The organism is Longimicrobiales bacterium, from assembly GCA_029245345.1.
Lineage (GTDB): Bacteria > Gemmatimonadota > Gemmatimonadetes > Longimicrobiales > Gaopeijiaceae > CALFPJ01.
The window spans coordinates 176,016-197,661 of the sequence record JAQWPM010000022.1; the positions used below are offsets into that span (position 1 = coordinate 176,016).

Consider the following 21,646-nt stretch of genomic DNA (forward strand, 5'->3'; position numbering starts at 1 on the left):
TTCCCAAAATGATTCAGGTCGCCAGCAGGGCGACTAGTACTTCAGCGCCAACCCAGACCAGTCGCACTCTTTGCACTGACGCCGTGATAGCTCCTGGCCCATCAGCGACGACACGACCTTGTGGATGGGTCGGCGCTTGGCCCGGTGCGTCTCGGAACGACACTGCGGGCACCAATCGCCACGACTCGTCATGCGGCGCTCCGCGCGATCGACCCAAGAGAAAAGCGCCGTGCTCAAGACCCCCACGGCCAGTAGTGTGACGCCCACCACGAAACGCATCGTCGAGACGTGGAATTCGAGTCCTCCGGCAACCGCGGAAAAGCCGGACATGAGCCGGCCGAACGTCAACGAAACCATCTTCGTGGACATCTCGATTCCCAGCAGAGCCAAGGCGAGAGAAAAGAGCAAAGCGAGGCGCCGCATCAGCGTGAAACCCTGGTGACCAGGCGGTACATCGAGGCGCAACAAGCGTCGAACAAACGGTCACTCCATCAGGACTCGGCAGGGTCTCTCGGAGACGCACGGACAGTGCCTCCTGAGACTCTGAAAAATAGCCTTTTTCGGCCCCTAAATCACGCCATCAGGACGAAGTTCTTCAGTTCTTCGAGGCCCGCCCCGGAGAGGATGTCACGGAGTTGCTCTCTGACCCCTTTTTGCCCTACAGAGCCGAGGTGAAAAACCCCTGTCATTGCTAGAGATTGTGCGGTGTCGAGCACCGGCGCGTCGTGAATCTCTTGGCCGATCTTACGTGGATTCACCTCGGCAAACGCACGCACCGGCACCCCCTCTTCCGCCAGCGCCCGAGAAAGTGACTTTCCAACGGGCCCCGCCCCCCAAATCACAACACCTCCGGAGAGGCTAGGAAACGACCTGACCAGGTGGTGTACGCGGCACCTTCGGAACGCATCGGGTGCATAGCGCGGATCGATTCGGGACAGCCGATTGGGCCCCTCTCGCCATCTCAAGAGAAGCTCTGGCACCTTTCCCAGCCCCCATCCCGCGCGCCACAGCCTCAGCACAAGATCGTAATCCTCGGGCCACCCTAAATCGCGGTACCCGTCCACCTCAGCGACAGCCGATGCTCTCATGAAGAACGCTGGATGCGCGAGCGGACATTCGACAAAGATCTCACGCTCAATGTCGTGCGGAGTGATCGGAGTATTCATCCACGCTTCATACCGAAGCGCTCCGTCACGGACTGAGTCTCGTGGGAAGTACTCAACACCACACCCCACGATGGCCAGATCCTGCCGTGCCTCCAGCAGATCGAACTGGGCCTGGAACCTGTTCGGCTCAGAAATGTCATCCGCGTCCATACGGGCCAGGTACCTCCCTTTGGCATCCGCGCGGGCCTGCTCCAGCGCACCCACGATCCCGGTCGGGGCGGCCTTCAAAACGTGTACTCTCTCATCTCGTGAAGCCCAGGCGCTCAGAATCTCGTAGGTGCCATCGGTCGAGCCGTCGTCGACCGCAACCACCTCGAAGTCTGCGAAGGACTGTTCTTCGATGGATGCGATCGCCTCCGGGAGGTGCTCGTCCCCGTCACGGACAGGGAGGAGAACGGAGACGGGTGGGGAAGCGGGCACGACGGCACGGGGATGCGGGGTGGACGACCGAAGGGGAGCGCAGAAAGATGATGGGATGACCGAGATAGAATGAAGCGGCGGCGAAGCGAGCGGCAAGCTCTGGAGAAAACACGGACGAGGTTACTACGCCCTCGTCGCTGTAGGCACGTTCCTGTACATGGCAGTCACGAGCTTCATCGACTTCTTCAACACAGCCGAAGGGGTCGAGGCATTCGTCAACTCCGAGTGGATGCAAGCGATCTTCCCCTTTGGGATCGAGACGATCATCAACTCCTTCCTGGCCGGAATCTGGCCATTCATGTGGATCAGCTGGATGGGTCTTACGACCGCCCTGGCCTACGCGGGCGACGGATATGTGCTCTGGCCCGTGATCCTGGCGATGGCGCTGTCCAGGCGAGAACAGGCCGTGAAAAGGGACCTAGGGCTCTAGACGGGGCTTCCGCCGTTATCATTCGGTCATTATGAGCCCCACATCATCACCCGCCGCGAACGAAGCATTCGCCGAACTCGGTCTCGGGCCCGAGCTGCTCCAAACCCTGTCGTCTCTCGGGTACGAGGAGCCCACTCCCATCCAGCGCACTGCGATCCCGCACCTCCTTCAGGGGCGGGACGTGATGGGACTGGCAGCCACAGGCACCGGAAAGACGGCAGCCTTCGCACTCCCGATCCTCCAGCTGATCGAAACCGGCGGCAAGACCCCCTCGGCTCTGATTCTGGCGCCGACGCGTGAATTGGCGGTCCAGGTCGCGAGAGCGGTGCACAAGTACGGCAAGGAAATGAAGGTCACCGTGCTGCCGATCTACGGCGGTCAGCCGTTCCAGCAACAGCTCAAGGTCTTGAAGCGCGGCGTGGATGTTGTCGTGGCGACCCCGGGCAGAGCGCTGGATCACATCAGGCGGGGCACCCTTCAACTGGGAGGCATCAAAGTCCTGGTGCTCGACGAAGCCGACGAGATGCTGGATATGGGCTTCGCGGAGGACCTCGAAGCCATCTTGGCCGAAGTCCCCGAGCAAAGACAGACCCTTCTCTTTTCGGCCACGCTCGGCAAACGCATCGAGACCATAGCGGCCCAGCACCTCAACAATCCCGTTGAGGTCAAAATCGCGGCCGACGCAGGTGCAGAGGTCCCACTGGTCCGACAGACTGCCTACCTGGTACGCCGGCCCCACAAGCTCGCCGCACTGGGCAGAGTCCTCGACCTGGAGGCGCCTGAAGCAGCGCTCGTGTTCTGCCGCACGCGGAACGACGTGGACGAGCTCGTCGAGGCACTCAACGGTCGCGGCTATCGAGCAGAGGCGATGCATGGCGGCATGTCTCAGGAAGAGCGTGAGCGCGTCATGAAGAAGCTCCGTGCGGGAAGTGTCGACCTACTCGTCGCCACGGATGTGGCGGCACGCGGGCTGGACATCCCCCACCTCACGCATGTGATCAACTACGAGATCCCTGCCGCGCCCAAGTCCTATGTGCACCGCATTGGACGTGTGGGCCGGGCCGGCCGTGAAGGCGTAGCGATTACACTCGCGGAGCCTCGTGAACACTCGCTCCTTCGCAACATCGAGCGACTCACGAGACAGAAGATCGACGTCAGCTCCCTTCCAACTGTCGCCGACCTGAGAGCACGCCGCCTAGAACTGACCCGGGCCTCCGTCCGTGAATCAATCCTCGAAGGCGAGCTTGGCCAGTTCCGCGTTGTAGTCGAGTCATTGTCCGACGAATTCGACCTCTTCGACATCGCACTCGGTGCGGTGAAAATGGGCCACGAAGCGACGGTGACCGGTGGCGACGGCGACGAAGAAGAAATTCCCGAAGCGAAACCGTTCCGCGAGAAGCCGAAGGGCGGCAAGTCCAAGGGCGCCCAAGGTGCGGGTGTAGGCAGGAAGCCCCGCGGGCAACTCACCGATGTCGGCCGCATCTTCATCGGGATCGGTCGTGCAGCGGGAGTGCGCCCGAAGGACCTGGTGGGCGCGATCACCGGCGAGGCCGGAATCCGTGGCGATCAGATCGGTGGCATCCAAATCGCTGAGCGTTTCACCCTTGTTGAAGTCGCGGCCGACGTCACGGATCATGTGATGCAGGCGCTTCGTCAGGGCAAGATCAAAGGCAAGAAGGTGAAGGTGCGACGCGACAAGGGTCGCACCTAGCACCTCTGGACTCGGCAGCTGAGCGGAACCTCAGCCCTTGGCGAATTCCGCAGCCAAGTAACGCCCGGTTTCACTCCCCGGGATGCTCGCGACGGTCTGCGGTCGCCCCATGGCCACCACCTCGCCGCCCCGGACTCCAGCGCCTGGCCCCATGTCGATCACCCAGTCGGCGACCTTGATCACGTCGATGTTATGCTCGATGAGCAGCACGGTGTTGCCGGCGTCGACGAGCCTGCCGAGTACCCCGAGCAGTTTGGCGACATCTTCTCCGCTCAGACCCGTTGTGGGCTCATCCAAGATGTAGAGCTTACGCCCCTTCTTGCCCGCAACCCCCGCGAACTCGCGCGCGATCTTGAGTCGCTGGGCCTCTCCACCCGATAGGGTAGTGGCCGACTGGCCAAGCCTCAGGTACCCGAGACCAACCTGCTGGAGATGCCAAAGCATCTTCCCGATCTTTCGCTCACGAATGAAGAACCGGATCGCCTCGTCTACGGTAAGGTCGAGTACCTCGGAGATGTTCTTGCCACGCACCTTCACCTCGAGAACGTCCCGGGAGTAGCGCCTACCTCGACACCCGTCACACGGTACGGAAACGTCCGCCATGAAGACCATCTCGATTTCGACCCGTCCGGCGCCCTTGCACTCCTCACAGCGTCCGCCCTCGACATTGAAGCTGAAGTGTCCCGGGCCAAACCCCTTCTCTCGCGCGATCCTCTCCATCGAGAACATCTTCCGGACCTGATCCCACGCCTTGATGTACGTGACCGGATTCGAACGCGGGGTACGGCCAATCGGTGACTGATCCACGAGCACGACACTTTCGAGGTTTACCAACCCTTTGAGTGCCTCGTACGCGCCCACAGATTCACCTAGGTGTTCCTTCGCCGAGGTTTCTCCACCCAGTTCCCTCTCCGCGGCTCGATAGAGAACGTCGTGCACCAAGGTCGACTTGCCCGATCCCGAGACACCGGCCACGACGGTGAAGGTGCCAAGCGGGACCTCAACGTCGACGCCTTGCAGGTTGTGGAGTCGAGCACCGCTGAGGGACAGCGACGGGCCATCAACGTTACGGCCTTTCTCAGGCACATCGATCGTAGTGCGGCCGGACAAGTATCGACCTGTGGCCGTGTCCTGCTCGGGGAGGGAGTCAGGTGGCCCCTCGTACACGATCTGCCCACCGTGTTCTCCGGACGCGGGGCCGAGTTCCACGATGTGATCCGCAGCCAGGATCGCCTGGGAATCATGCTCGACGACCACAACCGTGTTGCCGGCGTCCCGAAGCTTATGGAGCAGGCTCAGCAGGGCCCCCGTGTCCCTGGGGTGCAGCCCGATGGTCGGCTCATCCAACACGTACAGCGTGTCCACCAGCGCGCTCCCGAGCGAGTTGGCAAGGTTGATACGCTGTGCTTCGCCACCGGAAAGCGTGCGGGTCTGTCGACTGAGCGTGAGGTATCCCAGCCCGACGTCGACAAGGAACGTGACTCTCGCCTTGATCTCTCTCAAGATCGTCTCGGCGATATGTGTCTCCATCTCGCTCAGTTCCAGCTGTTCGACCCACTCCGCAAAATCTTCCAGCGGCAGGTCCGAGACATCCGAGACGGTTCGGCCACCGACCTTCACGTACAAAGCCTGAGGCCGAATACGCGCACCGCCACATTCTCGGCACACCTTGGGAGCCTGGTACTGCCGCAGAAACACGCGGATGTACTGCTTGTACCGCTTATTCTCCTTCGAGACGAGAAAGGGCACGATACCCTTGAAGGCATTCACGGTCTTCGTCTTCTTCGCGCCGTACAGCACAGCCTCGCGGAACACCTCAGGCAGTTCCTCCCATGGCGAGTAAAGCGACACGTTCTGGCCTGACGCGAAGGCCCGGAGCTTGTCTCGTTCCTTGTGATACCGTGGCTTCGACCACGGATCGATCGCTCCGTCGCTCAACGATTTCTGATGGTTCGGAACGATCAACTCAGGATCGTAGTCGAGCGTCGCGCCGAAGCCTGTGCACAGCTGGCAGGTGCCGTACGGGTTGTTGAATGAGAAGAGCTGCGGAGTAGGATCGAGGAAGTCGATCTCGGGATGGTCCGGGCACCGGAAGTGCTCGGTAAAAAGCAGCCTCTGCTCGTTCTGACCGGCCACGACGACGATGGCTTCCCCCTCGCCTTCCACGAAGCATGTCGCGATCGAGTCGGCGAGTCGTTCCCCCGTCTCGGCACCTCTGCCCGTCTTCAAGCGATCCACGACCACGAGGATTTCCTGCGCGCTCCCTAATTCGGCTCCCAACTCCTCCGGGTCCTCCGCTTCCGGTCCAGCGAGGTCGACGGTTTCGCCGTCTACCAACACGCGCACAAACCCCATTGATCTCAGGTTGGCGACGATCATCTCATGAGTGATCTCACCACTACGCGGCAACGGAAACGTGACTTGGATTCGCAGCCCATCGTCGAGTGCCATCGTCTGATCGACCGCACCCGACACAGTATCAGGCCGTACGTGCCGGTCACACTCGGGGCAGTGCGTACGCCCTACTCGGGCCCACAAGAGGCGCAGGTAGTCGTAAACTTCCGTGGCCGTCCCGACCGTCGATCGACTCGACTTCGTCGGATTCTTCTGCTCGATAGCGACAGCCGGAGAGATCCCTTCCACCGAATCGACATCCGGCTTCTCCATCCGCTCCAGAAACTGTTTCGCATACGTCGACAACGACTCGACATATCTGCGCTGGCCTTCAGCGAAGAGTGTATCGAGCGCGAGCGAGCTCTTTCCGGAACCCGAAGGTCCGGTGATGACCGTGAGGCAGCGCCTGGGAATATCCAGGTCGATACCCTTCAGGTTGTGCTGGCGAGCACCGCGAATGCGGATGGGGGTGTCCATGCCATAAAAATAAAACCGCAGTCCAGGCCCGGAGAGTGTTCGCTGCGGTGACCGCAAAGAGCCGGCACGAAGTCCTAGTTTCGATCGGCTCACCCGGTCCGGCCCCACCTTCCGTACATTGGAAGCGCGACACCCACCTTAGAGCCACTGCCCATCTATGGCGGAAGCCGACACCTACCAAGAAGAAGAAGCGCTCGGAAAGGCTTACGACGCCCGTCTGATGCGGCGCCTCATTCAGTACCTCATGCCCTACAAGTGGCATGTAGCGCTCGCGATTTTCATCCTGGTGCTGGCCTCAGCCGCAGCCATCGTCGGCCCGTGGCTGACACAGATCGTGATCGACGAGGCCATCCCCCAAGGAGACACACGGCTCCTCGCGCTTGTGGTCTCCGGGTACATCGCCGCAGTCGTCATCGGCTTCGTCCTGCACTACGCCCAAGCGGTCATAACGACCTGGCTGGGACAGTCCGTGATGTACGACCTGCGCATGGAGATCTTCGAGAAGCTCCAGCGTGCCGACCTCAAGTTCTATGACAAGAACCCAGTCGGCCGGCTGATGACACGGATCACCAACGACGTCGAGACCCTGAACACGCTGTTCAGCTCAGGTCTCGTGACAGTTTTTGGCGACATCTTCACGCTGACGTTCATCGTGGCCGCGATGCTCCGCATGAATTGGCAGCTCGCACTCGTGTCATTCAGCGTCCTGCCGCTCGTGTTCTTCGCCGCGTTCCTGTTCCGAGCGAAGGTCCGCACCGCGTATCGCGACATCCGAGTACGCATCGCCCGAATGAACGCCTTCATTCACGAGCGCTTCACCGGAGTGCGCGTGGTGCAGCTGTTCAACCGCGAGGAGGCCGACGCAGCAAAACACGACGAGATGAACCGGGACTACTTGGAGGCTCACCTCCGCTCCATCACGTACTACGCGCTCTTCTTTCCGGTCATTCAGTTCTTCACTGCGCTCGCCCTCGCGTTGATCATTTGGTACGGCGGAGCCAAGAGCATGGACGGAGTGATTACCGTCGGAGTCGTGGCCGCCTTCCTTCAGTACGCACAACGTTTCTTTCGCCCCATCCAGGACCTCTCCGAGAAATACAACCTCCTCCAGAGCGCGATGGCTTCGTCGGAACGGGTCTTCCAATTGCTCGATGAAGAGATCGTCATTTCAGATCCAGAGGACCCTATTCCGCTCCCTGCTCAGACCGAGGGCCGCATCGAATTCCGAGACGTGCATTTCGCATACGGCAGCAAGGAGAACGGAGAGCCGGACTGGGTGTTGAGGGGCGTCAGTTTCGTCGTGGAGCCAGGCGAAAAAGTGGCAGTGGTTGGTCACACTGGGGCGGGCAAAACAACGCTCATCAACCTGCTGATGCGCTTCTACGATGTGGGCCGAGGAGAGATCCTCCTCGACGGAGTACCCATCAGTCGCGTGGCAGTGGACGATCTACGTGGGCGCATCGGACTCGTCCTCCAGGACGTGTTCCTATTCAGCCAAGACCTTGCCTACAACATCCGTCTTGGTTCCCCTGAGATCGACGAGGCCCGGATCCGCAGCGCCGCAGAGAAGATCGGTGCGGCTCCGTTTATCGATCGACTCGAGGGCGGATACGAGCAGGCCCTCGGAGAGCGCGGGAGCTCGCTGTCGGTTGGCGAGCGACAGCTCGTCAGCTTCGCCCGAGCCCTGGCTTTCGATCCCGAGATCCTGGTCCTGGACGAGGCCACCAGTTCGGTAGACTCAGAGATCGAGGCACAGATCGAAGCGGCAACAGATGCGCTGCTGAAAGACCGCACTTCGCTCGTCATCGCGCATAGGCTCTCCACGATCCAGAACGCAGATCGCATCATCCTCCTGCATCACGGACTGCTTCACGAGCAGGGCACACACGCTGAGTTGCTCGAGACGGGTGGGCTGTACGCGAAGCTGCACGAACTCCAGTTCGCAGTAGCCGCGGGATGAGCTAGCCCGCTTTTACCGCGTGCCGCCACCTATCGTGTCGACGGGAATCGTGTCGACACGAATCGTCGTCGCTGCCGTATCGACGACTTCCGCCGCCAGCTCCTCAGGCACCGCCGGGACCGTATCGGTCAATTCGTACCTCTGCGAGGCAGGAATAAGTTCGTTCCCGACACGAATGATCGGATCGGTCACGAATCCACCGATCGGTTCTAAAGCGTCTTCGGTGTAGTGACTCCCCGGATTCCACAGGATCCACTCGTGGAGACCGGCGTCGTACGTCGCCTGGATTTGCGCTCGAACTTCGGGGGCCTCGTACCGCGGGGCCCCGAGCGTAAAGTCCTGGAGCCATGGACGAGTAATCCCAGCCCCCTCAATGTCCGCGGAGCGCTTCACGGCATCACGGAGCGCAGCTTTCACGATCTCATACGGGTACGCGTTCGGTGTATCGATACCGAAGCTTCCCTCCCAGTAGTGACTGGGGTACACCATGGGGAGCGCGACGTCGACCACGTCGATGAAGGACTCCCACACCTGCCCGATCCCCACGTCCCGCCGCGCAGTAGTGGTCACACCGAAGACGTCGGCCGTGACCGCGACACCTAGCTCGGCCAACTCCTGCCTGCTGTAGTCCAGGAAGGCCCGGATCGCATCGGCTTTGGATCCATTTTCTCCGGGATATGTGGCCCTCGCATGGTCCGAAGCCGGCGCGTCAGCAAAGCGGACGTAGTCCCACTGGATCTCGGGGAAGCCCATTTCTGCGACCTCACGTGCGAGATCGACGTGGTAATCCCAAACATCCTTGTTGTAGGGATTGAGCCACACGATGCCCTTACTGTCCGCCCAGGCTCCACCCGCCATGTCCTGGACAGCGTAATCCGGCTTCGCGGCCGAGAGCAACGGATCCTTCACAATCACGATCCGAGCGATGGGATAAATGCCCGCCGAGTCCAGGCGATTCAACAAGCCTGGCAGGTCACGGATCCGGACCTCTTCGGTCGCCCCCACTTCCACGGCAACGGGGAGGTCCGTCGGGTGGCTGATGTATCCCGACGCGTCCTTGATATCAATGACGAAGGAATTGACCTCTGTCTGCGCCGCCAGTTCGAGCAAGGCGTTGACCCTGTTCCTCGAACCAGACGCCCACGCGTTCAGGTAGATACCCCGCACGTGTTCGGGACGTGGGAAGCGTCCGTCCGCCATTGCCGGGCTCGGCGCACGAGGGCGAGGAGTACTCACTTCCGCGTCCACACCTTCCTCGCCAGCCGACTCCTCGGAAACGACGGCGGCCGAGTCCACGTCGGGCCCGACGGTCGCCGGGTCCAATAGAGCGATCGAGGGTGTGTCGACGAGAGTGGCCACGGCGACCGAATCAGGCACAGAGTCTCCCTCCACCGAACCAACGTTATCGAACGCGGACGGTCCCGCCTTGCACCCCGCCACGAACGCGACGGCGAGGAGCATCCCAACGAAGCGGGTCACCAATGCGAAGCCCGTGGCGACCCGGCTAATAGGAGCGCAGAGACGGATCTACCTCAGCCCTCCAGCCCAAGACGCCACCGGTCATGTTCAACACGCGTTCGTGACCATGTCGCATCAGAAGCGTTGCCGCCCATTCGCTCCGCTGCCCGCTGCGGCAATAGAGAACGACCTCCTGACTCGGATCGATCTCAGACATGCGCTGCATGAACTCGCCGGTCGGGATCCGAAGCTGGCCGTATTCGGGGAGGTCGGCGATCGCGAGTTCGAAGGATTCTCGCACGTCGACGAGAAGAAGAACGTCTCCATTGTCGAGCCTCGCCTTGAGGTCGGTCGGGGAGATCACGGGTACGTCGATTTCGTTCATCGATCGATCACGAGGTCATGAGGTCCGCCAGCAGGTCAGCGGTGCGTTCCGCCGCCCCTCGATGGGCGTCAATATAGCCGAAGGCGCGCTTGCCGGCGTAGTCGCGGGCAGCCTTGTCTCGCAGCCACTCTAGCACCGTTTGTGCCAACTCCTCGGCATCGTTCGCCACCTTTGCAGCCTGAGCCTCTATAAGATCTTGAGCCGCGTGCGTATTAGTGTGAGCGGGCCCGAAGATCACTGGGATGCCTGCCGCGGCAGGTTCGAGAACCGAGTGAAGACCGTCCTCGTGATAGCCTCCTCCTACATAAGCCATGTCGCCGATCGTGTAGAGGTGAGCGAGAACTCCAACCCGATCAACGACCACCGCGTCGACCCCCTTAGCGCCATCCCGTTCGACCTCCATCAGCGTGCGCGCTTCGCCCAGTTCTAGCTGAAGCATCTCCACAAGATCCACGACGATGCCGGGCTCTGGTTCATGAGGTGCAACGATCACACGTAGCTCGGGCGCCTCATCGAGTACCCGTTTCAATGCGGGGATCAAGACCGACTCATCCGACGGCCACGTCGAACCGGCGACTAGAGTCGGCCTGGGCTCCTCACGAAAGCGCGCCAAGTAAGAGGCGCTCGAATCGCATTTCCGTGCCCGAAACGCAGCTGAGTCGACCCCAGGGTCTCCCGTCGTCCGCACGACCTTCGCACCCAAGGACCGGAACCGAGCAGCATCCTTCTCACCCACGGCAAACACCCAATCGAGCCGCGCCCAAGTCTTCCGGAGAAAAATGCGGGCAGGCAACCGGAGTCGTCCGGCGTTCTCCGGAAGGGTCCCAGCCACGAGACAGACTTTAGCGCCTCGCCGCCTCGCCTGTTCCACGAGGACAGGCCAAACCTCAGTCTTAGTGAAGACGACCAGGTCGGGTTGCAGTGCATCGAGTACCGGCGCGATCACCGATTCGAGGTCCCACGGCAGGTAGGCGGTCACGTCCGCTGACATCTCCTTCTCGATGCTGAGTGCCGAAGGAGAGAAATAGGTGAAGACGAACTGTGCGGTGGGGCGTGCGGCCTTCAAAGCATCCATCACAGCACGAGCCTGGAGGCCCTCTCCAACGGACGGGGCATGCACCCAAACCGTAGGGCGGCCGAGGTCCCGTGTCGACCTACCCCACGCGATGAGTCTCTCGTGCGCGGCCTCACGACCGCGCATCCCGACGGCGAACTTCGACGACCCCGACCGAAATAAGGGCGTCCCTCTGCGAAGGACCGCCAAGGCCGCGGAATAGAGGAGGTGGGTGAGACTCATAGAAGGAGGATAGATGGGCGCACGTGCAGCCGGTAGATTGCGGGATGAACTTCCAAGTGACGGCCCGCTATGGCGGACGCTCCCAGCGCTATCACACATTCGTGGTAGACGCGCCCGATGCGAAGGCTGCCCTTCTCTCCGCTGCCGATGCGTTACCGCCTGAAATCGCTCCTGAGACGGATCTGATCGAGATTCGTGTCGCGGTGGATCCCGACAAGCGGAGTTACATGGAGGAAGGCCAATGACCAAGCGCCGCGTCGTCCGAGCGTCCTTGGGCGTGGTGGCCGCCTTGTTAATGGTCGGGGCGTGGGCGTGTTCGCCGATCTACGTGTTGAAGGCCGGCATCGCAGAGATGAAGATCCTGCGCGCTCGGCAGGACATCCCAGAGGTCTTGGCCGACCCGAACACGGATCCGGAGACACGTGGCAAGCTCTCCTTCGTTCTGGAAGCACGCCGGTTCGCCGCGAATGAGTTGGGGATCGACGTAGGTGACTCCTACACGATGTACACCAAACTCGACCGGGACACGCTGGCCCTGGTCGTGTCCGCAGCACACAAGGACAGGTTGGTCCCGAAGACGTGGTGGTTCCCCATCGTCGGTCGTATGCCGTACAAGGGATACTTCTCGCTGGATGGCGCACAGAACGCCCAAGCCGAGCTCGAGAAAGAGGGTTTCGACACATATCTCAGGCCGACCGCCGCATTTAGCACATTAGGGTGGTTCAACGACCCCATACTCTCCACGGTCCTACGCGCGGATGACGTCGAGGTGGTAGAGACGGTGCTCCACGAACTCTCACACCAATACCTGTTCGTGCCCGGCCAGGTGGGCTTCAATGAGAGCTTCGCGACATTCGTCGGTCGCGCCGGTGCAGCCCAATTCTTTTGCACGCGTGACGGTGGCGGTACGGACACAGTGAAGTGCCTGCGGGCGCAGGCGCGCTGGCGGGATTACCAACGCTTCAGCGTGTTCATCGACGAAATGATGGAGGAGTTAGAGGGCATCTACGACGACCCTGCTCTCGGGTACGAAGACAAGATCTCGACCCGAGAGGACGTCTTCGATCGGTCGATCGCTCATTTCGACGCATCGGTCGCGCCGACCTTCGAGTCGGTCACCTTCAGCGGCTTTCGAAATACACCTCTTAACAACGCGACACTGCTTGCTAGAATCAGGTACTACCATCGGTTGCCGGACTTCGCGGCGCTACTCGCGGAGAGAGGCGGAAATCTGACCTTGGTCCTCTCAGAACTTCGATCGGGCGTCGACGACGTGGATGACCCGTTCGAATTGCTGCCACGAGACGGAGGCTAGACGGACCGGGTCAGATCCTCGCTTGGACCGTATAGAGCTGATGATACCGGCCTTCCTTAGCGATCAGCTCGTCGTGTTTCCCACGCTCGACGATCTCACCGTCCTCGATCACGAGGATCAGATCCGCGCGTTGGATCGTCGACAACCTGTGAGCGATCACGAACGTGGTACGAGACTTCATCAACTCCGCGAGGCTCTTCTGAATGAGGGATTCACTCTCCGTATCCAGTGAAGACGTCGCTTCATCGAGAAGCAGGACCCGTGGATTCGCGAGAATGGCCCGAGCAATGGTCACCCGTTGTCTCTGGCCACCTGACAACTTCACGCCTCGTTCCCCGATAATCGTCTCGAGCCCATCCGGGAATCGGTCTGTGAACTCGGTCACGTAAGCCTGCTCGGCGGCGGATCGGACGTCGTCGTCTGAAGCGCCGGGGCGGGCGAACAGCAGATTGTCGCGAATGGTCCCGTCGAAGAGGAAATCGTCCTGCAGAACGAGGCCCAGCTGGTCTCTATAGCTCGCCAGCTTCACCTCGCGAAGATCAATACCGTCCACGAACACTCTGCCCTCATCAGGCTCCAAGAACGTGGCCGCGAGGCCAGCCAGCGTGGACTTTCCTGACCCAGAACTCCCGACCAGCGCGATCACGGTGCCTGGGTCGGCCTCGAAGTTGATCCCCTTGAGGACTGCCTTGTCCTCGTCGTACTGGAAATACACGTCCTCGAACTTCACGTGTCCGTTTACCGGTGGCATTTCGATTGTGCGCCGTGGGTCATCATCCTCCTTAGGCCAGCTCAGAAGTTCCGAGGTCCGGTCCAGCCCGGCAAACGCCTCCGTCATCTGGGTCCCGATGTTGGCCATCTGGATCACAGGCGCGATCAGGAAACCCAGGAAGAGCGTGAACGAGAACAGTTCACCAATCGTGAGCTGGTCTAGAATGATGAGGCGACCACCATAGCCCATGACGAGCACGCTCGCGGTTCCCATAAAGAAGGCACCCAAACTAGTGACGGTGCTCGACGTCGTGAGCGTCGTCTTCACGTTGTCGAAAATCCGCATCACCCCGTCGTGGAAAATCTCCGATTCCTTGTCGACGGCGTGGAATCCCTTGATGACCCGAATGCCGCCGAGGGCCTCAGTGAGTCGACCTGTTACTTCCGCTCGGATCTTCCCGCGCTCACGAAATGCCGGACGTAGTGTTTTGAACGCACGCGTCGATACAACCGCGAAGGCACCAAGCGGCACGATGGCTAGAGCGGTCATCACCGGGCTGATGCCGACCAGGTACACGAACGCGATAATCGCGGTCACCGTGCCTCCCACGAGCTGTACCAGCCCGGTGCCGACGAGATTCCGAACTCCTTCGACATCGTCCATGATCCGCGACACGAGTTCACCGGACTTCGTGTTGTCGAAAACGCGTACTGGAAGCTGGAGCACGTGCTTTTGAACTTGAGACCTGAGGCTGGCGATGAGGTGTTGGGCCTCCACACTGAGCAGCATGGTCAGGGAATACGACGTCGCGGCCTGCACGATCACCGCTCCACCAACAGCACTCAGCAGGATGTAAAGCATCCTGAGGTCGGCGTTCGCGATCACGTTGTCAATCAAGTATCGCGTGGATGCCGGTAGAACGAGGCCCGCCATCCGGTTGAACATGATCAGCATAAGCCCGATTAAGAGCAGCTTTCTCCGGGGCCAAATAATCTCTTCGAAAGCGGCCTTCAGGCTCGCGCCGGAGATCTTCTTTTGGGTTTTCTTATCGGACATTTAGGGCAGGTGTCGGCGTGAAAGCGGCAGGCAGTGTACCCGGGGTCCAGCCCCGGGTGCCTTGGGGGCCCAAAGGGCGACGAGGAATGAACTGGGACTGCCTTCCATTAGGAACCTCGAGGGGGTAAGCCCAAGCAGATCACACACCTACCGAAATGGCGAACAGACACCCTAGTCGTAAGGCTCAGGCACCCTTGGGTGACCCTTGTCCGGCGTGTAGGTTAGCGGTTCTTCCATGCATTCCCGGTACCCGGCAGCAGTCGCCGGCCCCCTAATAGAAGTCCCGTCATGTCCAACGAAGAACGCGTCGGCTACGACCCGTCAGCCATCGAAGAGAAGTGGCAGCGCCTGTGGGACGAGCGTGGCACCAACTCGCACACTCGCGAAGAGATCGAGAACGCCGAAAACCCGTTCTACAACCTCATGATGTTCCCCTACCCCTCCGCTGAGGGACTTCACGTGGGCAACATCTACGCGTTCACGGGCGCCGACGTGCACGGGCGTTTCCAGCGGATGCAGGGCCGCCAAGTCTTCGAGCCGATCGGATTTGATGCGTTTGGGATCCACTCGGAGAACTTCGCGCTGAAGATCGGCTCGCACCCGATGGATCTAATCCCGTCGAACGTGAAGAACTTCACGCGCCAACTCCGGCGTACGGGCGGGATGTTCGATTGGGACCACGCCGTCGATACCACGGACCCGTCCTACTACAAGTGGACGCAGTGGCTCTTCTTGCAGCTCTTCAAGGCAGGGCTGGCCGAGCGAAAAGAAGCGCCAGTGAATTGGTGCCCATCGTGCATGACCGTGCTGGCCAACGAGCAGGTGATCGGAGGAGAGTGCGAGCGATGCGGGACCCCGGTCGAGCAACGCAGGATCGCCCAATGGTTCTTTAAGATCACCAACTACGCGCAGCGGCTGCTCGACAACCTGGCGGATATCGACTGGTCGGACACGACGCGGAAAGCGCAGGGCAACTGGATCGGTCGGAGCGAAGGGGCTCAGCTGCACTTCCCCGTTCTCGACGGCGAAGGCAACGAGACTGACATGAAGGTCGAGGTCTACACGACCCGACCTGACACAGTCTTCGGTGCGACGTACATCGTGCTGTCGCCGGAACACCCAATGGTGGACGCCATTACAGAGGACGGGCACCGTCCGCCCGTCTTCGCATACCGTGAGGAAGCCAAACGCACCGACCTGGTCGCACGTCAGAAGAATGATAAGACGAAGACCGGTGTGTTCACGGGCGGCCACTGCCACAACCCTGCCACCGGCGAGGCGATTCCGATCTGGATCGCCGACTATGTGCTGATGGAGTACGGCACCGGCGCCATCATGGCCGTACCAGGACACGACGAGCGCGACTTCGACTTCGCGACCCAGTTCGACCTGCCGATCTTACGGGTCGTGGCCGGTCCGGACGACAGCGCGGACACGCCGCTCGAAGAGGCCTACGCTGGGCCGGGCACCTTGGTGCATTCTGGCCAGTTCGACGGCACCGACGTGAGCGAGTCTGTCGGCATTGTCACAGACTGGGCCGCAGGGAACGGTTGGGGCGAAGGCAAGGTCAACTTCCGCCTACACGACTGGTGTATCTCAAGGCAACGATACTGGGGCCCGCCAATCCCGATCATCCACTGCGATGAATGTGGCTTCGTGCCCGTGCCCGAGACGGACCTACCGGTCATTCTACCTCGCGTTGAGGACTTCAAGCCGGACGATTCCGGCATCAGCCCCCTCGCTCGGGTGGAAGAGTGGTATCAGACCACCTGCCCAGAGTGCGGAGCCGACGCTCGACGCGAGACCGACGTGTCAGACACGTTTCTGGACTCGGGTTGGTACTACCTACGTTATCCGTCGACCGACTTCGACGACAAGCCGTTCGATTCAGTCGTCACTAGCAAGTGGTTGCCGGTCGACGTGTACATCGGTGGCAACGAGCATGCGGTCCTGCATCTCATGTACTCTCGCTTCCTGAGCATGGTGCTGAAGGACCTGGGCCACATCGACTTCGAGGAACCGTTTACGCGGTTCCGGGCGCACGGGCTGATCATCGCCGAAGGTGCGAAGATGTCGAAGTCGAAGGGCAATGTGATTGTCCCCGACCCCATCATCGACGAATACGGCGCGGACACGTTCCGCACATATCTCATGTTCTTGGGGCCGTACGAAGAGGGTGGCGACTACCGCGCCGAGGGCATTCAGGGCCCATACGGGTTCCTGCATCGTCTTTTCGATACGGCCATGTCTGCAGGAGACGCGCCCGCAGACGTCGATGTGGAGCGTAAGGTCCATCAGACCATCAAGCAGACGACCGAGCAGATGCCTAAGCTCGGGTTCAACACGTCGGTCGCTGCCATGATGGAGTGCCTGAACACCATTCGCTCCGGGGGCCGCCAGGCGAGCCGCTCAGAAGTCGAACCGTTGATCCGAATGATCGCCCCATTCGCCCCGCATATGGCCGAAGAGATCTGGGAGCACTACGGACACGAAGGAAGCATCTTCGACGGCAAGCACTGGCCGTCGTATGATGAGGCCAAGACGGTGGAAAGCACCGTGAAGGTCGCGGTCCAGGTAAACGGGAAGCTGCGTGGGACGATCGGGGTGGCACCAGATACCGCAGAAGCAGAAGTGATCGCCGCAGCCCGCGCCGACGAGAACGTCGCGCGTCATTTAGAAGGTGTGGAGGAACGTCGCGTGATTCATGTACCGGGCCGTCTCGTCAACTTCGTCGTCGGATGAGTGACGTCGAACAGTTAGCCATCGATGCAGTCCGCGTCCTTTCCATGGACGCGGTCCAGAAAGCCAACTCGGGCCACCCCGGGACTCCGATGGCGCTTGCGCCGGTCGGGTATGTGCTCTTCCACCGACACCTCCGTCACAACCCGACCGACCCAGACTGGATCGATCGCGACCGGTTCGTGCTCTCGGTAGGTCATGCCTCCATGCTCATCTATTCGTTGCTGCATTTGAGCGGCTACGAACTGAGCGCGCAGGACATCGAGAACTTCCGGCAGTGGGGATCACCCACAGCCGGCCATCCGGAATACGGGCACGTACCGGGCGTCGAAACAACAACCGGTCCGCTCGGTCAGGGTGTCGCGAACTCGGTGGGGATGGCACTCACGGAACGCTGGCTCGCGACGCGCTTCAACCGCCCCGGACACGAGATCGTCGACCACTTCACCTACGCGCTCTGCTCCGATGGCGACGTGATGGAAGGTGTATCGCACGAAGCAGCCGCGATCGCCGGTCATCAGAAGCTCGGCAAACTCATGTGGATCTGGGACGACAATAAGATCACCATCGAGGGTGGCACCGATCTTTCGATGTCGACGGACCACGCGAAGCGCTTTGAGAGCTACGGCTGGCATGTGGTGCACGTACACGACGGCAACGATCTCGAAGCCATCGACTTGGCGATCACCGAAGCCAAGAACGAAACCGAGCGTCCTTCGCTAGTCGTATTGCGGACTGTCATCGCATACGGAAGCCCAGGCAAGGCCGGCACGTCAGCATCTCACGGAGCAGCGCTCGGCGAAGACGAAGTCAAAGCTACGAAGGAGAATCTCGGCTACCCGTCCCTCGAGCCCTTCCATGTGGACGACGGCGCGAAGGCACATTGGCGCACCTGCGTCGACAAGGGTGAGCGTATTCAGGATACCTGGAACGCGCGCTTTAGCGTATACGCTGCTGAGTTCCCCGCATTGGCTGCCGAATACCTCGGCGCAATCGCAGGCGAACTGCCCACCGGGTGGGACGATGAAGTCCCTGACCTTTCCAACGTGGAGAAGGGCGACGCCACGCGCGGCTGGTCGGGCAAGGTCATCCAGGGAGTCGCCGCCGGTCTTCCCAACCTGATCGGTGGCTCCGCCGACTTGGGCGGATCCAACAAGACGGACATTGCCGGAGCGGAGAGCCTCCTGCCGGAAACGCCCGGTGGCCGTGTCGTCCACTACGGTGTCCGCGAACACGCCATGGGATCGATCATGAACGGCATGGTCCTGCACGGTGGAGTCAGGCCGTATGCGGGCACGTTCTTGATCTTTTCGGACTACATGCGTCCCGCCATCCGGCTCGCGGGCCTCATGGGACTGCCGGTCGTTTACGTGTTCAGTCACGATTCGATCGGTCTTGGAGAGGACGGACCCACGCACCAACCCGTCGAGCAACTCCCTGCCCTCCGAGCGATCCCGAACGTCTGTGACTTGCGTCCGGGTGATGCGGCCGAAACCGAAGTCGCGTGGCGTGTCGCTGTGGAGCGCACGGACGGTCCGAGCTGGCTGGCCTTGAGTCGACAGAAAGTCGCAGTGTACGATCGGTCTCAAGTCGCCTCGGCTGAGGGACTACGACGCGGCGCCTACGTTTTTCAAGATGCATCAAACGGCACGCCGGTAGCCATCGTGATGGCGAGCGGTTCTGAGCTTGAGCTCGCCGTTGCAGCTAGAGACCGACTCGAGGCGGAGGGCATCCCCACAAGAGTCGTCAGCTTCCCGAGTTGGCACCTCTTCCAACAGCAGGACTCGGAGTACCGCGACTCCGTGTTGCCATCTTCGATAAAGAACCGCGTATCCATTGAAGCGGCGAGCACGTTCGGGTGGATTCGCTGGACAGGAGATGCCGGGCACTCGGTCGGCATCGACCACTTCGGCGCTTCTGCTCCGGCGGAAGTCCTCTACGAGAAGTTCGGCGTCACGGTGGATGCTGTCGTGGAGGCTGTGAAGGCGGCACGCTAGCTGGAGGAGGGATGACGAAGGCAGAGGAGTCACACCCACGCGGGGAGTCGCAACCCTCGGGGGCCTTCTCGCAGCCCAGACCTTCGTGGGTAGCGTTCTCGACGATGAGAACGAACAGCCGATGGTTACGGCACTCGTCCGGCTGGTAGACGCGGCTGGTGAGGAGCAGGCGATCGCGGCAGTCGACTCTAGCGTGGATCCGCGACTCCCCTTCCGTCCCCGCAGGAGGCTATACGGTCTCGATCCTCTCCCTTTGGGCCCCGATTCTCCTTGCCGCAGTTCTTGTGTTCGTCGGCAGCTCAGTCATTCACATAGTCCCCAAGTACCATGCGAACGGCTTCCAAAAGGTGCCCGACGAAGACGGTGTCATGGACGCGCTTCGCCCGTTCGGCCTGACTCCGGGTGACTACCTCTTCCCCTTTGCCGGCGGCACCGAGGTGATGCGGTCCGAAGCCTTCCTGGCAAAGGTTGAAAAAGGCCCCATCGCTACCGTCACAGTTTTTCCGGCGGATGCTTGGTCAAACATGACGGGGCAGTTGATTCAATGGTTCGTTTACGGCGTCATCGTCTCGGTTATCGCGGCCTACCTCGGTAGCAGAATGCTTGGGCCAGGTGCGGACTATCTCCGAGTCTTCCGCATCACTGGTACGATCGCCTTCTGCTGTTATGCGATGTCGTTACCTCAACGCTCGCTCTGGTTCCAACAAAACTGGGTGACGCCGGCCAGATCGATGTTTGACGGACTCTTCTACCCCCTCCTCACGGCCGGAGCCTTCGGCTGGCTGTCGCCGTAGGCGCGATCAGGCGACCTGCCGAACCGCATGCGGAAGCGGGGGCACCCGAGTAACGGTGTCCCCGCGACGCGCTCTGCGGCGAACCGGTCGTTCATAGACGAGTTCTGGTGCGCAGCCAACGCGCATCGCCCACTCTCTCCACGACCGTCCGTGTCCTCGGTTGCCCGACTCCAAGTAGTCCGCTGCATGTGCCATCTCGTGTAGCAGAGTGTCGACCCTTTCAGCTCCATTTCCGTCGAGCAGCAAGTCCACATTCAGAGCGACCTCGACGACGTACCGAACGCCGCCACTCTCGCCAGGCAGCATGTGTCCGAGCGCGGATTTCATTCGACTACTCAGGCGCACCGGCACATCGCCTGGCAGCGCGCCGCCAAAACGAGTGCGATTGAAGTACACATAGAGGCGTCGAAGATATTTGCGTTGTTCGGGGGTCGCGCAGCAGTGGGTCGCGTCAGAAGCACCACGATCATCAATCGACCGTCGCCGCTCATCATGCTCTGTGCGTAACGCCTGGATGGCCGCTTTAAGCTGCGGCCAGTCACTAACAAAGACGGACGCTCTTTCCGCATCTGGGGTCGACAGGCCACCCTCCAGCGCGATCGTTGCGAACGCATCAAGAAGGTCGGGAGAGGCGTGCTGGAACGCTTCATGAACGTTGAGAACTCTACCATTTTGGGTCAACGACCAGATGGTATTCCGATTCCTTCGGAACCTCACATCACGAAGGCGACGCGCCCCGCGTCGACGGAGCTCTCGCAGGAAATCCGCGGTAGAGAGTCGGATCAAGTCCAAGTCAATGGGTCGTCGGCGCACGACGCGTTCGAGGCAGTCCCTTCAGGCAGCAAACGATAGTCGAAGCGCGCGACCGACGCGACACGAATACTACATACGGTGTGACCGCTAAAGTCCCTGCCCGACATACGGTACATTCTGCGCGGCCGCGCCTATTGCGTACCGAACGCAGAAGCGTGTACATAGGGTTCTATCGTCAACGCACGTTCGACCCCGCACAACATCGTTCTGGAGGAATCCCTCATGGCGACCAAAAAGAAGAAGGCTCCGGCCAAGAAGAAACCGGCGGCCAAGAAACCGGCCGCGAAGAAAGCGGCAGGCGCGAAGAAGCGCCCGGCTACTAAGAAGGCTCCGGCGCGCAAGAAAGCCGCGCCTAAGAAGAAAGCCGCAGCCAAGAAGGCCGCTCCCAAGAAGAAAGCCGCAGCCAAGAAAGCCGCTCCTAAGAAGAAAGCCGCAGCCAAGAATGCCGCTCCTAAGAAGAAAGCCGCAGCCAAGAAGGCCGCTCCCAAGAAGAAAGCCGCAGCCAAGAAAGCCGCTCCTAAG

17 protein-coding genes are annotated in these 21,646 nt (G+C 60.9%); 9 read left to right on the forward strand and 8 right to left on the reverse strand.

Annotation, left to right across the window (positions count from 1 at the left end; all coding sequences use genetic code 11):
• Positions 1–33 precede the first annotated feature (33 nt).
• Positions 34–423, reverse strand: a complete 390-nt coding sequence (locus tag P8L30_14970; GenBank protein MDG2241505.1) for a hypothetical protein — start codon at positions 421–423, stop codon at positions 34–36.
• A 149-nt stretch (positions 424–572) separates the two neighbouring features.
• A complete protein-coding gene (locus tag P8L30_14975) occupies positions 573–1,586 on the reverse strand; it encodes a glycosyltransferase (GenBank protein MDG2241506.1) in 1,014 nt (337 codons plus the stop codon).
• Between the two features lie 157 nt (positions 1,587–1,743).
• On the opposite strand from P8L30_14975, the gene P8L30_14980 reads away from it, so the two are divergent.
• Together P8L30_14980 and P8L30_14985 are read left to right on the forward strand one after the other, a co-directional pair.
• A complete protein-coding gene (locus P8L30_14980; GenBank protein MDG2241507.1) occupies positions 1,744–2,016 on the forward strand; it encodes a hypothetical protein in 273 nt (90 codons plus the stop codon).
• A gap of 31 nt (positions 2,017–2,047) precedes the next feature.
• Positions 2,048–3,727: a DEAD/DEAH box helicase gene (locus P8L30_14985; GenBank protein ID MDG2241508.1), complete on the forward strand. Its 1,680-nt coding sequence runs from the start codon at positions 2,048–2,050 to the stop codon at positions 3,725–3,727.
• A gap of 30 nt (positions 3,728–3,757) precedes the next feature.
• Here the strand turns inward: P8L30_14985 and uvrA are convergent, their stop codons facing one another.
• Positions 3,758–6,598, reverse strand: a complete 2,841-nt coding sequence (gene uvrA / locus P8L30_14990) for an excinuclease ABC subunit UvrA (GenBank protein ID MDG2241509.1) — start codon at positions 6,596–6,598, stop codon at positions 3,758–3,760.
• Positions 6,599–6,755: 157 nt separating this feature from the next.
• Here uvrA and P8L30_14995 point away from each other — a divergent pair, with 157 nt between their 5' ends.
• Positions 6,756–8,558, forward strand: coding sequence for an ABC transporter ATP-binding protein (locus P8L30_14995; protein MDG2241510.1), 1,803 nt, complete (start codon positions 6,756–6,758; stop codon positions 8,556–8,558).
• A 12-nt stretch (positions 8,559–8,570) separates the two neighbouring features.
• Here P8L30_14995 and P8L30_15000 read toward each other — a convergent pair whose 3' ends face one another.
• Genes P8L30_15000 through P8L30_15010 form a run of 3 tightly spaced genes read right to left on the reverse strand, consistent with a single transcriptional unit; the run spans position 8,571 to position 11,698 of the window.
• A complete protein-coding gene (locus tag P8L30_15000; protein MDG2241511.1) occupies positions 8,571–10,037 on the reverse strand; it encodes a putative glycoside hydrolase in 1,467 nt (488 codons plus the stop codon).
• 25 nt (positions 10,038–10,062) lie between these two features.
• A complete protein-coding gene (locus P8L30_15005) occupies positions 10,063–10,401 on the reverse strand; it encodes a rhodanese-like domain-containing protein (protein ID MDG2241512.1) in 339 nt (112 codons plus the stop codon).
• Positions 10,402–10,408: 7 nt separating this feature from the next.
• A complete protein-coding gene (locus P8L30_15010; protein MDG2241513.1) occupies positions 10,409–11,698 on the reverse strand; it encodes a glycosyltransferase N-terminal domain-containing protein in 1,290 nt (429 codons plus the stop codon).
• 44 nt (positions 11,699–11,742) lie between these two features.
• Here P8L30_15010 and P8L30_15015 point away from each other — a divergent pair, with 44 nt between their 5' ends.
• Both P8L30_15015 and P8L30_15020 read left to right on the forward strand, forming a co-directional pair.
• Positions 11,743–11,943: a hypothetical protein gene (locus P8L30_15015; GenBank protein ID MDG2241514.1), complete on the forward strand. Its 201-nt coding sequence runs from the start codon at positions 11,743–11,745 to the stop codon at positions 11,941–11,943.
• Positions 11,940–13,013 carry an aminopeptidase gene (locus P8L30_15020; GenBank protein ID MDG2241515.1) on the forward strand — a complete coding sequence of 358 codons (1,074 nt, stop codon included), beginning with the start codon at positions 11,940–11,942 and terminating at the stop codon, positions 13,011–13,013. Before P8L30_15015 ends, P8L30_15020 begins: the two co-directional genes overlap by 4 nt.
• Before the next feature lie 10 nt (positions 13,014–13,023).
• Here P8L30_15020 and P8L30_15025 read toward each other — a convergent pair whose 3' ends face one another.
• A complete protein-coding gene (locus P8L30_15025) occupies positions 13,024–14,781 on the reverse strand; it encodes an ABC transporter ATP-binding protein (GenBank protein ID MDG2241516.1) in 1,758 nt (585 codons plus the stop codon).
• A gap of 288 nt (positions 14,782–15,069) precedes the next feature.
• On the opposite strand from P8L30_15025, the gene leuS reads away from it, so the two are divergent.
• The 3 genes from leuS (at position 15,070) to P8L30_15040 (ending at position 20,311) form a co-directional block, all read left to right on the forward strand.
• Positions 15,070–17,523 (forward strand): leucine--tRNA ligase, encoded by a 2,454-nt coding sequence (gene leuS, locus P8L30_15030; GenBank protein ID MDG2241517.1) that lies wholly within the window; start codon positions 15,070–15,072, stop codon positions 17,521–17,523.
• A complete protein-coding gene (gene tkt, locus P8L30_15035) occupies positions 17,520–19,517 on the forward strand; it encodes a transketolase (GenBank protein MDG2241518.1) in 1,998 nt (665 codons plus the stop codon). The genes leuS and tkt overlap by 4 nt, the downstream gene beginning before the upstream one ends.
• 158 nt (positions 19,518–19,675) lie before the next feature.
• On the forward strand, positions 19,676–20,311 hold the full coding sequence (locus P8L30_15040; GenBank protein ID MDG2241519.1) for a hypothetical protein: 636 nt from the start codon (positions 19,676–19,678) through the stop codon (positions 20,309–20,311).
• Between the two features lie 6 nt (positions 20,312–20,317).
• Here the strand turns inward: P8L30_15040 and P8L30_15045 are convergent, their stop codons facing one another.
• Positions 20,318–21,124 carry a SprT family zinc-dependent metalloprotease gene (locus P8L30_15045; protein MDG2241520.1) on the reverse strand — a complete coding sequence of 269 codons (807 nt, stop codon included), beginning with the start codon at positions 21,122–21,124 and terminating at the stop codon, positions 20,318–20,320.
• 222 nt (positions 21,125–21,346) lie between these two features.
• Here P8L30_15045 and P8L30_15050 point away from each other — a divergent pair.
• Positions 21,347–21,646 (forward strand): hypothetical protein (locus P8L30_15050; GenBank protein MDG2241521.1); only part of this gene is annotated, 300 nt, incomplete at its 3' end.